The organism is Pseudoalteromonas sp. UCD-33C (assembly GCF_001306895.1).
In the GTDB taxonomy this organism is placed as follows: domain Bacteria; phylum Pseudomonadota; class Gammaproteobacteria; order Enterobacterales; family Alteromonadaceae; genus Pseudoalteromonas.
In genome coordinates this window covers 1-12,896 of the sequence record NZ_LJTB01000007.1, presented here as the reverse complement: position 1 = coordinate 12,896, position 12,896 = coordinate 1, and the positions used below count along the sequence as shown (strand labels likewise).

General features: G+C 40.7%; 9 protein-coding genes. 3 read left to right on the top strand and 6 right to left on the bottom strand.

Going from position 1 to position 12,896, the window contains the following annotated elements; translation table 11 throughout:
- Nucleotides 1-2: 2 nt before the first annotated feature.
- The 4 genes from AOG26_RS13945 to AOG26_RS13930 form a co-directional block, all read right to left on the bottom strand.
- Complete coding sequence (locus AOG26_RS13945; protein ID WP_054563050.1) at nucleotides 3-1,166, bottom strand: efflux RND transporter periplasmic adaptor subunit; 1,164 nt, start codon at nucleotides 1,164-1,166, stop codon at nucleotides 3-5.
- Nucleotides 1,167-1,379: 213 nt separating this feature from the next.
- On the bottom strand, nucleotides 1,380-2,468 hold the full coding sequence (locus tag AOG26_RS13940; protein WP_054563049.1) for a 6-phosphofructokinase: 1,089 nt from the start codon (nucleotides 2,466-2,468) through the stop codon (nucleotides 1,380-1,382).
- Between the two features lie 71 nt (nucleotides 2,469-2,539).
- Entirely contained in the window at nucleotides 2,540-2,953 is a 414-nt protein-coding gene (locus AOG26_RS13935) for a hypothetical protein (protein WP_054563048.1), read from the bottom strand.
- 87 nt (nucleotides 2,954-3,040) lie between these two features.
- A complete protein-coding gene (locus tag AOG26_RS13930; RefSeq protein ID WP_152966970.1) occupies nucleotides 3,041-4,735 on the bottom strand; it encodes a cyanophycinase in 1,695 nt (564 codons plus the stop codon).
- Nucleotides 4,736-5,078: 343 nt separating this feature from the next.
- Between AOG26_RS13930 and AOG26_RS13925 the strand changes: the two genes are divergently transcribed.
- The 3 genes from AOG26_RS13925 to iadA all read left to right on the top strand — a co-directional run bounded on the left by AOG26_RS13925 (nucleotide 5,079) and on the right by iadA (nucleotide 10,736).
- Entirely contained in the window at nucleotides 5,079-8,006 is a 2,928-nt protein-coding gene (locus tag AOG26_RS13925; protein WP_054563046.1) for a TonB-dependent receptor domain-containing protein, read from the top strand.
- A gap of 142 nt (nucleotides 8,007-8,148) precedes the next feature.
- On the top strand, nucleotides 8,149-9,558 hold the full coding sequence (yfcC, locus tag AOG26_RS13920) for a putative basic amino acid antiporter YfcC (RefSeq protein ID WP_054563045.1): 1,410 nt from the start codon (nucleotides 8,149-8,151) through the stop codon (nucleotides 9,556-9,558).
- Between the two features lie 11 nt (nucleotides 9,559-9,569).
- On the top strand, nucleotides 9,570-10,736 hold the full coding sequence (iadA, locus tag AOG26_RS13915) for a beta-aspartyl-peptidase (RefSeq protein WP_054563044.1): 1,167 nt from the start codon (nucleotides 9,570-9,572) through the stop codon (nucleotides 10,734-10,736).
- Nucleotides 10,737-10,765: 29 nt separating this feature from the next.
- Here the strand turns inward: iadA and AOG26_RS13910 are convergent, their stop codons facing one another.
- Both AOG26_RS13910 and AOG26_RS13905 read right to left on the bottom strand, forming a co-directional pair.
- Nucleotides 10,766-12,052, bottom strand: a complete 1,287-nt coding sequence (locus AOG26_RS13910; protein ID WP_054563043.1) for a hemolysin family protein — start codon at nucleotides 12,050-12,052, stop codon at nucleotides 10,766-10,768.
- Nucleotides 12,053-12,191: 139 nt separating this feature from the next.
- Nucleotides 12,192-12,896 (bottom strand): substrate-binding periplasmic protein (locus AOG26_RS13905; RefSeq protein ID WP_082401679.1); only part of this gene is annotated, 705 nt, incomplete at its 5' end.

Sequence of the window (12,896 nt, the reverse complement as noted above, 5' to 3'; positions counted from 1 at the left end):
CGTTACTGGCTGTGAGCTGCTGATTCTGCAGGCATTGCATTGACTGGTGCACCTGGGCGGATTTTCTGTAAACCTTCAACAATTAACTTATCGCCACTGTTAAGGCCGTCTGTCACTAACCAGTTTGAACCAACAGTACGATCAGTTTTAAGCACACGTGCTTCTACGGTATTGTCTTTGCTTACTACCATGGCAGTAGGCTCACCTTTTGTGTTTCTGCTTACGCCACGTTGCGGTGCTAAAATCGCATCACTTTTCACACCTTCAACAATCACTGCACGAACATACATACCTGGTAGTAGTAATTTTTCTGGGTTAGGAAATTCAGCACGTAAGGTTACTGAACCTGTGCTTGGATCAACAGTCACTTCAGAGAATTGCAATGTACCTTTATGTTGATAAGTACTGCCGTCTTCCATCTTTAATTCAACTTTTGAATGTAAAGCGGCATCTTTATCAAGATCACCCGCAGCAATGGCTTTTTTCAAACGTGTTAGTTCACTGCTTGACTGGGTTAAATCAACATAGATTGGGTCTAATTGAGTAATGGTTGCTAATGCTGTTGCTTGATTAGCACTCACAAGGGCACCGGCAGTGACATCTGATTTACCAATTTGACCACTAATTGGCGCTAACACTTTGCTGTAGTTTAAATTGATTTCAGCGGTTTTAAGCTGTGCTTGAGCCGTTAGTAAGTCTGCTTTTGCACCTTTGTATGCTGCATCAGCTTCGTCGTAATCTTGTTGGCTTACTGCTTTGATACTTAATAGCTCTTTATAGCGTTCTGCTTTTGCTTTGGCATTTGCAATACTTGCTTGAGCTTTAGTAATAGCGGCTTTACTAGTCGCTACTTCAGCTTCAAATGTAGATGGGTCAATCTGATATAAAGCTTGGCCTTTTTCAACCTCAGCACCTTCAACAAACATACGAGATTGAATAATACCGTTAACCTGCGGACGAATTTGCGCGATACGTGAAGCAGCCACACGACCCGGTAATTCTTTAGTTAGCGTAAGTGGTTTGCTTTGCATCTCAATAACGCCAACAGGAACAGCTTGAGCTGCCTGCGTTTGCCCTTGAGCCGATTCTGATTGGCCGCAGCCTGATAATAAAACAGCACCAGCCAAAGCTGACACTGCAAAAAATGGAATGCGAGAGCGCTGCATGTGTAGTTCCTTAGTTTAGAGTGAACGATCATTCTAAACTAAAAAAGGCACAGATCAACCATCTTTAAAGAACTTTACATTAAATAAAATGCTTGCTTTAACGCATGAATTTTGTGCAATAAATAAATTGCTAATTGAATTATTACGAATGTAACTGAGAAAGTTGTTTTAAAACTATTAGTTATGCGAATTGAAGTTATATCAATTCGCAGATTATTCGCCTAAACACATGCCCATTGCGCGGGCACTTGCTATTAAAGAATGTTCTAGAGGGATGACGCGATATTCAGAAGTAGCTTCTTTTAAACTGATTGGTTTAATTTCACCGTCTTTACTGACAGGAATAAAACCAAACTGGCCTTTCTTTACTAGCTCGAATGCTTGCACCCCAAACTCTGCTGCAAGCACCCTATCAAACGCATTAGGTGTGCCTCCACGTTGAATATGCCCTAATACGGTTACTCTTACATCAAGATCAAGCGCCACACGTATTTGTGAAGCAAGCTGCTCAGCAATGCCACCAAGCATTGGGTTTTCGTAACCAAGTTCATTTGATTGTTTACTAACAACACCACCAGCAACAGGTTTTGCTCCTTCTGAAATGACAATGTTGGCAAATCCGTGACCTTTATCAAAACGTGATGTTAGTTTGGCTTTAATCGCTTCAATATCGTAAGGAATTTCTGGAATAAGTGCGACTTCTGCGCCAGCTGCAATGGCTGAATGCAAACAAATCCAACCGGCATCGCGCCCCATTACTTCAGTCACAATCACTCGGTTATGACTTTGCGCTGTTGGTATTAAACGATCAATGGCTTCGGTGGCGGTGTCGACAGCAGTCTGAAAACCAATTGTGTAATCAGTGCCATATAAATCATTATCAATAGTTTTTGGTACCCCAACGATATTTAAGCCATGCTCAAATAAATGCTGAGATACCCTATGTGAACCATCACCACCAATATTTATAACGGCATCAAAACCAAGTTGCTTAATAATACTGATTAACTCATCAGAGCGGTCAATAAACACTTGTTCACCCGCTATTTCAGCAGGAAATGCGGTAGGATTCCCTTTATTAACAGTTTCGAGAATTGTTCCACCACGAACATGAATACCCGCCACAACTTCACTGGTTAAGTGTATAATATCATTTGGCTTTTCAAGCACACCACAATATGCTCTTCGGCTACCATACACCTGCCAATTGCCATCATGTTCGGCTGCTTTAACCACCGCTCTGATCACCCCATTGAGCCCAGGGCAATCACCCCCACTTGTTAATAGCAGTAATTTTTTCATTGTGTTACCAACTTCGTTCACTGATTAATTACAGATTAGCTTATAAGTTGAAGTTTCGCGTATGACTTACATCAACTAAAACTTGGTTTTTTATGCGTAGAAAAAAGCGCAACAAATAGCACTAGTAATACATACTTAGGCAGACTAGTCAGTAAAGTGGTGTTATCAATATTTGCAGAAAAGGTGTTAACAGCAAAATATAAATGCAGCGCTAAAAATGGTGTCAGCAATATAAAGTATGAATACGCTTTATCTTTAAGGTACAGAGACTTACTAATGAGTAAAAATACTAAAAGTAACGCTAACAAAGGAAGGCCTAAAGTCACGATATCAACCATTGATAAAGCAAAGTTAGGTGACAAGTCATAAAGGGCTGAAAGTACTTCGGTTGGAATCGCAATAGCCGAACCATAACCTATGACTGGTATAGATAAATAGGCAAATAAACAGCCAAAAATAAATAAAAGTAGTACGTTATATTTCATAACCCCATTCCATGGTTTGTTCATTATTAGCCTTACGCTAACTAATAATGAACAAATAATCCACTACTTTTTCAGTACCTTACATCGTTAAAATGTCTTAACTTTAAAGGCTAGGTTTTCTACCGCACAGCCTGTACTACTCGTATTTACACGGTAATAATGAGTATTGTCTGTGGCATTTAAATCTAATAAAAACTCATCATGCTGAGCGACTGCTTGTTGCTCTTGTGTTAAGCACATAGCTTGTACAAGCGAACGTAATTTAGCATCTGAAAAAATAGTGCCAAAACGCTGCATCGGCAGTGGCGGAATTTTAATACTAGGGAGTGCATTATCAACAGTTCGTTTAGCTAGAGTAAAACCATCCTTTGTTACATCAATAACTGCACCAGCAGGCCAATAACTGATTGCTCCGTTGTTTTTAGCGTCAGATTTAACATGCACGACACCACTTTTACCAATCACCGTCATTAGTGCTGTTTCACCAGCTCGAATTGATACAAGGGCGGTGGTCTCATCGATACCAAAGCCATGCTGTTGCCCGGTATCTGCCAGTAATCTTGCCAAACGCATTGTTCTGTTGCGCTCGCTAAAGTGTGTATCAAGGACACCATAAGTAAAACTGCCAAGCCCACCTTGTTTTTCATAGGTAAGACTATCAGCCGAAATCTTATCACCGCATTCATTTTCACAGCGCTCACTCGGCGCAGACACCGCAAACGAGCCTTCTCTCATTGCCGCTAAACTTGTACCATTGGAAATCATCGGCACTATGCCGTAGGCATTTTTACCACCACTTTGCACCGCTGTACCTGCGCTTGTGCCAACAAGTAATGGTCTTTGTAAAATTGCGTGAGTCCAAGGATATTGCTTACCGTTATCATCAAACAGTACTTTTCTGGTTAAACTCTGATCGCCACCGTTAAACATAATACCCGTCGCGTTTTCAATCAGTTTAACTAAATGATCGACCCCTTTATCACAAAGCGCTTTTTCGGCCTTAATTCGATCAGGGTAAATTGTCTCACGATTAAAAACGCCCATAGAGTCAGTGCGTAAAGAATCCAAACTCTCACATTGCTCACTGGTAATCGCTTTTGCTAAGGCGGGGGTTAGAGGTAACCAGCTTGATTCAACACCCTTAAAGTTTAATAACCCTTCATAAAAGTCAGCTGATTCATATGGGTCTCTGCTTGAAGCCGTAACCGCTAAAATTGTTGGTGATTCGGTGGTTGTTTTTAATGAGGCAGCAACAAAGTCTAAAATATCATTGGCTGCACGTTCGTTATTATCGCTTGTACTAACCTGCTCTTTTTGACGGGTAGAATCTGTATTTATTACAGCAACTTCAAGTGAGTCTATGACAAAGTTGTATTCGGAATCTGTGAGTTCGTTTAGTAACTTGTTATCTAAATCACGCCATGCCCATAAAATATCACTTTTAGTGATCACACCTGACTTTTCACGTGCAATCTGTGCTAATACCTTAAGCGTTTGCTGACGATTTTTTTTATTCCTGGTTGGCCAATTTGTCTTTATTGCAGATAAAGCATCATTATTTAATCGAAATTGATTATTCTGTTTACCACTAATCTGTTTACTCGAAAGACAGTTTTTAGGGCTCATACTTGAGCAGGTGGTCAAAGATCCGCCGACTAAGACCAGCGTTTGCTGTTGATCATTTGCATAGACTTTGCTGCCAAATGATGCGAAAAACAAACCAAATACCAAAGAAAAAGCTGAAGTTTGATATTTAGTCTTTTGCTCCTTAAGGATGTTCATATTGTTACACTCTTGTAAAAAAATATTAGAAAATTGCTTGCGCAGCTTTTTGTTGCTTGCTATAAAAAAAAGGAACATTTAAAAACGCGAGTAAGCTAGCACTGTATCGCTAGCTTTGTCAAAAGACCTTACGGATTGGAATTATGTTGAAAAACGCATTATCGCTTTGCACATATTTCTACTCTCCACACTACCTTTCGGAGTGGTTTGACGAGTAGCCACACCTCACTTCCTGTGAGGGGCTAGTTGTGTCTATAACCCACTGCCCTGTCTAAAAAATTATAACAATTATTCAAAACGTCACGGTTTTGCCGTGTGTTTTTTAAGACAAAGGTAAATCAATATGTTTCGTCAGTTATCAATTGCTGTAGCAATCAGTGCTGTGCTGTGCCCAGTACAAGCTGTGTATGCTCAAAACGACCAACAATCAGAAAAAATTGAACGAGTAGAAGTAACAGGATCACGAATTAAAGGGGTTGATTTAGAAGGAACCATCCCGCTTACAGTGCTTGACCAAGATGCAATCAAGCGCTCAGGAGCGAACACTATTCATGAATTATTAAAAGATTTATCCGTTTTTAAAGGCGGATCCGGTACCTTTTCAACATCTGAAAGTGGTGGTACATCAACCTCAACGCCAGCGGGTCAATCCGCTGCAAGCTTAAGAGGTATGGGTCCTTCTGCAACATTAACGCTGATTAATGGCCGCCGTGTTGCACCAAGCTCGTTCGCAGCAGGCACTGAAAACTTTGTCGATGTGAACTCAATTCCACTTGCTGCAATCGAGCGCATTGATATTTTAGCCACTGGCGCATCAGCAATTTATGGGGCTGATGCTGTCGCTGGTGTTATTAACTATATTCTCAAAGATGACTATCAAGGAGCTGAAGTAAATACTTCTTACACCAATAGTTTTGACAGTCATGACGAAGCTAAGAAGCAACTTAACTTAGTCTACGGAACCAATATCGGTGAAAGTAACTTAACGGTATTTGCTGATATTTACGACCGCAATGCCTTTAAAGCGACAGACAGAAGTTATACCGCAACACCTAATCTAGTGAATGGTTACTCATATTTACCGAAACTTGAGAACTCACCAAACATTTATTATTACAGCAGCCGAGATGGCAATGAACTACCAGCGCCAAACTGTAAAACAGAGCTTGTCACGACTGAGTATGGTGAGCAAATTTGTGCTTACTATGCAAACCAAGATGATTACCTAGAAACCCCATTTGAAAGCCTTTCAACTGGCTTTATGTTTAACAGCACCTTAGGTGATTTAGATTGGCATACCGATTTCTTCTATAGCCAAACTAAATCAAAAGCCTATTCATCACCTGCACCAATCAATCAAATAAACGACGATGATGGTCCGTATATCTTAGAGGATGCGCTATTCATTTATGATAACGCTGATGGCAGTAACGACTTAATGGACCAGCTTTATATTGATCCATTTACCACTCAAGCGGGTCGAGAAGTGTATGGCTTTGCATTTGATGCACGTTTTAATTCACCACGAACTGTTGAAGTTGAAACTAAAAACTTTCGCTTAGTCAGTAGCCTAGCTGGTTACATTGGGGACTGGAGTTGGGAGTCAGGTGTAACATTTTCTCGTTCTAAGTCAGAGCAAGAAGCGATTGATGGTATTTACAACCGCTACCAATTTCATGCTGCAATCACTGGTGAATTATGCTCCGACGGTTCAACTGCTACATACGATGGAACACAGCTCAATTGTGCGCAAGGTCAGTTAATGCCATTCTACAACCCTTTTTTACAGGGTGATGCTAATAATGATACGGTGCTTGAGCTTGCAAAAGCAAACCCAAGTAGAAGTGGTGAGAGTACAGTTTACGGATGGGACTTAAACTTTAATGGCGATTTATTTACATTTAATGAGTTACCCATTTATGCTGCATTTGGTATTGAGGCTCGCCGAGAAGAGTTAAAAGATATTCCTTCTTTAGATTCACAAGCGCGTGCTGAAAATGGTTATTTAGTCGATGTTTTTGGTTTTGGCTCGAGCTTATCAGAAGCAGACCGTACGCAGTACGCTGCATTTGTAGAGTTGAATATGCCAGTTACTGAGCAGCTAGAACTGCAAGTTGCTGGGCGTTACGATCATTACGATGACTTTGGTGGAACGTTTAACCCTAAAGTAGGTTTAAGCTACCGCCCTTCAGATTCTCTGATCATTAGAAGCTCTTGGTCAACGTCTTTTAGGGCACCTTCATTAACTCAAGCTGGCGTAAAATTACGTACCACACAATCAAGCTTTGATTGCGGAGCAAATCAGGCTGTTGCAGATTTATACTGTATGGGCGATGGTACAGAAGTCAGTGTTAACAGCCTAGAACTAGGTAATCAAGCACTCAAAGCCGAAGAGTCTGAAGCGCTCAGTATTGGCTTTGCATGGAGCCCATCTGTAAATACCAATCTCACTGTCGATTATTGGCATTTTGATCATGAGCAAGTCATCGATACCAATATGACTGCCGTGCTAGATAGAGCAATCACGGATGCTTCTCTTCGTCACTGTGGCTTAGTACCACAAGGCCAACAAGGTATTTCGTACGAGCAACAGCTGTGTGAAGTAACCGATAATGCAGGCCTTAATATCGAAAGTGATGGCGCTAATCTTTCAGAGATCCTAACAAACTATATTAGTGAGTTTAATCCGCGAGAAGATGAGCTATTCCTGCCGCTATTTAGAGATCATGTTATTCCACTGGAAAATACCGGCACACAAACCTTAGCGGGTATCGACTTTAAGTTCGATCATCGTTTTCTTTTTGCAACAGGCAACTTAACACTCGCTTTCGATGGTACACACTATTTAGAGTTTGAGCGAAACAAACCCGGTTCAGATGCAATCGAAAAGTTAATCGGCACTTATCGCTACCCTGAAAATGTAGGCAGATTCTCTATCGATTGGGATGCCGAGAGTTATTACATAAATCTAGGTGCCAATTATACCAGTAGTTATGAGGATGATATTGAAGGGCTGCGTGGCCGTGAAATAGATGAACTAACAGAACTTGGCGAGCTTAATGATGAGTTAAAACGCGATGTTGATGACTGGCTAGTATGGGATTTATCTGCCGGGTATTTTATCAATGATGCATTATCAATCCGTGCTCGTATCGATAATATCTTCAATAAAGAACCGCCTAAACTGTATGGTTCAAGTCGAGGTTTTGATTCTATAAACCATAATGCTTATGGCAGTCGCTATACGTTAAGTTTGAGCTATCGCTTTTAGCAAGGTATGGGCGGCTTAATAGTCGCCCACACTTTTGAGCTTACGTTATCTTAAACTGACGACTCTCAGTATTAATCTTTCTTAGCAAGGGCTACAATACCTTGCTTATCTTATAAACGTCGAATGACCTTTAAGTGACTTTATGAAAAACAAACAGTTTGCGATGCCAGATGCGAGCATCATTTTGTTGTGCGTCGCCGTTATCGCCTATTTTGCCAGCCTATTTATAACCCCTGGTGTGTTTAATGCCGAAAAAGATAGCCATAGCGTTGAATTATCACAATATCAAATAGCCTCAGATCATACCCCGCCAGCATTTTTTGCAGAAGGTGGTGAAATTGGCCTCGCTAATGTTTTATTTGAAGGGTTAGTGTCAGGTGATAAGTATGGCGCAGCGATTGGTGTGATGGCGTTTATTTTAATCACTGGCGGTGCGTTTGGGATTATCTTAAAAACCGGTGCAATAAATAACGGCATAATGGCACTCATTAATAAAACACAACATATTGAGTGGGTATTCATTCCTCTCTTATTCGTGCTTTTCTCTTTAGGGGGTGCGGTTTTCGGCATGGGTGAAGAAGCCATCGCTTTTTGTATTGTGTTATTCCCGATTATGAAACAACTTGGCTATGACGCAAAAGTAACGGTATTAACAACCTATGTTGCTACACAAATTGGCTTTGCCACCTCATGGATGAACCCGTTTAGCATTGCCATAGCTCAGTCTATAGCTGAAATTCCCGTTTTTTCTGGCGCAGGGTTCAGAATGGTTGCTTGGCTTGTTTTTACTTCATTTGGCCTTGTATTCACCATTCGCTATGCCAATTCTATCAGAGCAACTAAACAACAATCTAACCAACACAAAGACAGTGCAATAAATTTAGATAACGCAGATAAACTAATCTTACTTACTTTTATTGCTGGCATTGTTTGGGTTATTTGGGGCGTGATGGCTCGGCAGTATTATATTCCTGAATTAGCAGCGCAATTCTTTTGCCTAGGTATTGCTTGCGCTGTAATAGCCAGCCTATTCAAAAAACAAACTGCCAATCAAAGCGCAAACGCATTTAAAGAAGGTGCCCAAGAGCTCTTACCTGCAGCGCTTTTGGTTGCTTTGGCAAAAGGCGTTATTTTAATACTTGGCGGTAGCGATTTAACGTCGCCTTCAACCCTTAATACCTTGCTGTATTATAGTGCCATCAGCATCTCAGTTGTGCCCGATTATATTGCTGCTTGGGGCATGCTATTATTTCAAAGTGTGTTTAACTTCTTTGTTTCGTCAGGTTCAGGACAAGCAGCCATAACAATGCCGCTAATGTCGCCGCTCGGTGATTTGTTAAATATCTCACGTCAAATTGTGGTGTTGGCATTTCAGTTGGGTGATGGTTTAACGAATATTTTTATTCCTACTTCTGCTAGTCTCATTGGCTGTTTAGGTATTGTTAAATTAGATTGGAGTGAATGGGCACGTTTTATTTGGCGCTTTACTTTAGCTTTGTTCGGCCTTGCCAGTGGTTTTATTTTTCTCGCACACTTTATTAACTATCAGTAAAAGATTTAATTATGTTAACACTTATCAAAGGCGCAGACGTTTTCGCCCCCTCACCTTTAGGCATTCAAGATGTTCTTATTGCTGGCACAAAAATAGTTGATATACAGCCTAAAATCACCATCGATACCTATCAGGGGATTACCACGATTGATGGCACTCATTGTATTTTGGCCCCGGGGTTTGTAGATTCACTCGTTCATATAACTGGCGGAGGCGGCGAAGCTGGCTTTGCAAGTAGAACACCAGAAATGAACCTTACTGATGCAACACTGCATGGTACAACAACCGTTATTGCAGCTCTTGGCACTGACTCAAGTAGCCGAACTCATAGTAACCTGATTGCTAAAGCAAAAGAGCTGAAAGAGCTTGGGCTCAACGTTTTTTGTCATTCGGGCTCATATCATTTACCTGCGAAAACACTGACAGGCTCTATCACCAGCGATTTAATGTACATAGATGAGTTTATTGGCGTAGGAGAAGTTGCTATATCGGATCATCGTAGCAGCCAACCCACAGTGCAACAACTGGCAGAGCTTGCCGCTGAGGCAAAAGTGGCCGGCATGTTAAGTGGTAAAAAAGGCACTGTCAGCATTCATGTTGGCCCTGTTGATACACATTTATCGTTATTGCATGAGGTTGATAAGCTAACCGATATTTCGCTGGCACAATTTTACCCAACTCACATGAATCGCAATATTGACTTACTTAATGCTGGGGTCGATTTTTGTAAAGCCGGTGGCACTATCGATTTTACTACAAGTACAACCGAGTATGACCTTGCTCATGGTGAATACTCTGCCGCACACGCACTAGCTTACTGCCTAGAGAATAAAGTCGACCCAACAAAACTAACCATGAGCTCAGATGGCCATGCAAGCCTTCCTATTTTTGACAAAAGCTTTAATCTGCTTGGCCTTGAAGTAGGTAGAGAGTCCACATTGCATTGCTCGTTTGTAGAAGCAGTGCAAAAATTTAATGTTTCGATTGAACACGCTTTAATGGCGATTACATCAAACCCTGCACAGATACTGGGTATCAATAAAGGTGTAATTAAGCAAAATGCAGATGCCGATCTTGTGTTACTTAATAAAACAACGCTTGCGCCAACAGAATGCTGGTCAAAGGGTGTTCATATGGTAAGCAAAGGCAAAGCACTTGTTAAAGGCGCCTTTGAATAAGGCCGCAATCGGCGGCCTTAAACACTATGCTAAACATGTTCCGAAATGCGAGTAACGAGTAGTTGCTCGACTTTCACCCCTTCAACATCAACAACCTCAAACTTATAGCCAGCATAGTTTATAAACTCGGCGCGTTTAGGCAGGCGTTTCATGGTGTAGATCAAAAACCCTGCGACTGTTTCGTAATGAGACTGTTCAGGGAACTCTTCAATTTCAAGGGCTTTAGCAAGCTCAACCACAGGTGTTAAACCATCGACCAGCCAAGATGAATTATCACGTTGAATAATTAACTCTTCACCCTGGTGGCTAATTAAGTCGCCCATAAATCCTTTCATTAAATCTTTAACAGTAACAATACCTACCATTAGCGCGTACTCATTAACCACTACGGCAAACGGCTCTGCCGCTTTTTTGAAAGTATTTAGCGCCTCTGAAAGACTCAATGTTTCTGGCAGATAAAAAATATCTTGGCATATTAATTCATTGTCGATTTCAGCGGTTTGCCCTTTTAGCACCTTGCGTAGGATATCTTTTGATTCAACCGAGCCAATTAATTTATCTAAACTACCATCACACACTAAAAAGTGATTATGAGGGTGCTCAATAATTTTGGTTGCAACTTCTTGAGCATCAGCTTTTACATCAAAATACACAATTTGATCGCGAGGAGTCATCACACTCGATAAAAAACGTGCTTCTAAATCAAATACATTGCCAATTAGCTCATATTCTTGTTGCTGTAAGCTGCCGTACTCTGCCCCTGCATCCATCATCGCAACGATGTCTTCTGTGGTGACAATATCTTCTCGCTCAGCAGGTACTTTAAACGCGCGTAAAACCAAATTAGTTATACCATTAAAGAAAACAACAAAAGGAGTGAGCGCAAAGGTCACCCAGCGCATAATGGACACCACGTTTACCGCAACCGCCTCTGGCATAATCATGGCTAACCGTTTAGGTAATAGGTCAGCAAATAAAATAAACAAAGAGGTAATACTCAAAAACGAAATCAAAAAGCTGATTTGACTCAATAACGGGCCTTGATAAATCATGCCTAAGATTTGTTCTATGTAAGGAGATAATGCTTGCTCACCAACAATACCACCTAAAATGGCAATTGCGTTCAGGGCAATTTGTATCATGGCAAAAAATGCCCCAGGTTGCTCTTGCAAGCTAAGCACTGCTTGGGCTTTTTTGTTCCCTTCGTCCACCATCACTCGTAATTTGATCTTACGAGATGCCGCAATCGCTATTTCGCTCATTGCAAACAATGCACTGATCAAAATTAAAATCATGATAATGAGTAAATCACTCATTGTAGCTCCTAATAATTAAGCGCATTCAGAGTGTTGAATGCAAACAACTTTTTGCTCGTTTAGGCTGGCGAGAGTTTGGCGAGAATGGACAAAAAGCAGCTGATTATAGCCACTTTGTAGCAATCAACAAGTGCTATTTTTAATCGTTAATAGCAAAGCCTTTATTTAATTTTTCAAGAGTCACAGGATTGATATTTTTATTGCAGGCAAAGTATAACTGAGGTGTGCCAACGGGCAGTTTAAATATCGGTTTTAAATTTTCAAGGGTGCTATCATTATTACGTTCATGTTTAAACTGTTCATCGCTGAGGATGACTAAATCGATACTTGAGCGTCTGCTTTTCAGTACATCATAAATGTTGTCAAAACTATCAAGTAAGATCAGCTGATTACGTTCATCAAAGCCGTTTTCTTTTAAGTAAATATGTGAATAGTTATTTTTTAATACAGCAATTCGGTATTTCTTAGCTTCATCTATACTCGCTATTTTTACTTGCTCAGATTTAAACGAATAGAATGACGCTGAAAAGCCACCAATTTTCGCTACCCAAGTAAACTTATCTTCGCGTGCCGGAAGCCTTGCCATAGAAAAGATGCAGGTATTGCTATCACGCAATGCAGCGTTATACGAAATTGACCAAGAATTTACTGACACCTCATAATCCACGCCACTCTTATCTAAACCTGATTTAACTTTATCAACTACAGTGCCAGTTAATTCGCCATTTTCATCTAGGTATTGGAAATTAGGGAAATTTTCGGTCACCACAGTAATTGCTGCAAAACAAGGTTGCAGAAAAAGCAGCAATGACAAGGTGATAATTGAGCGCATAATGAGCGATAC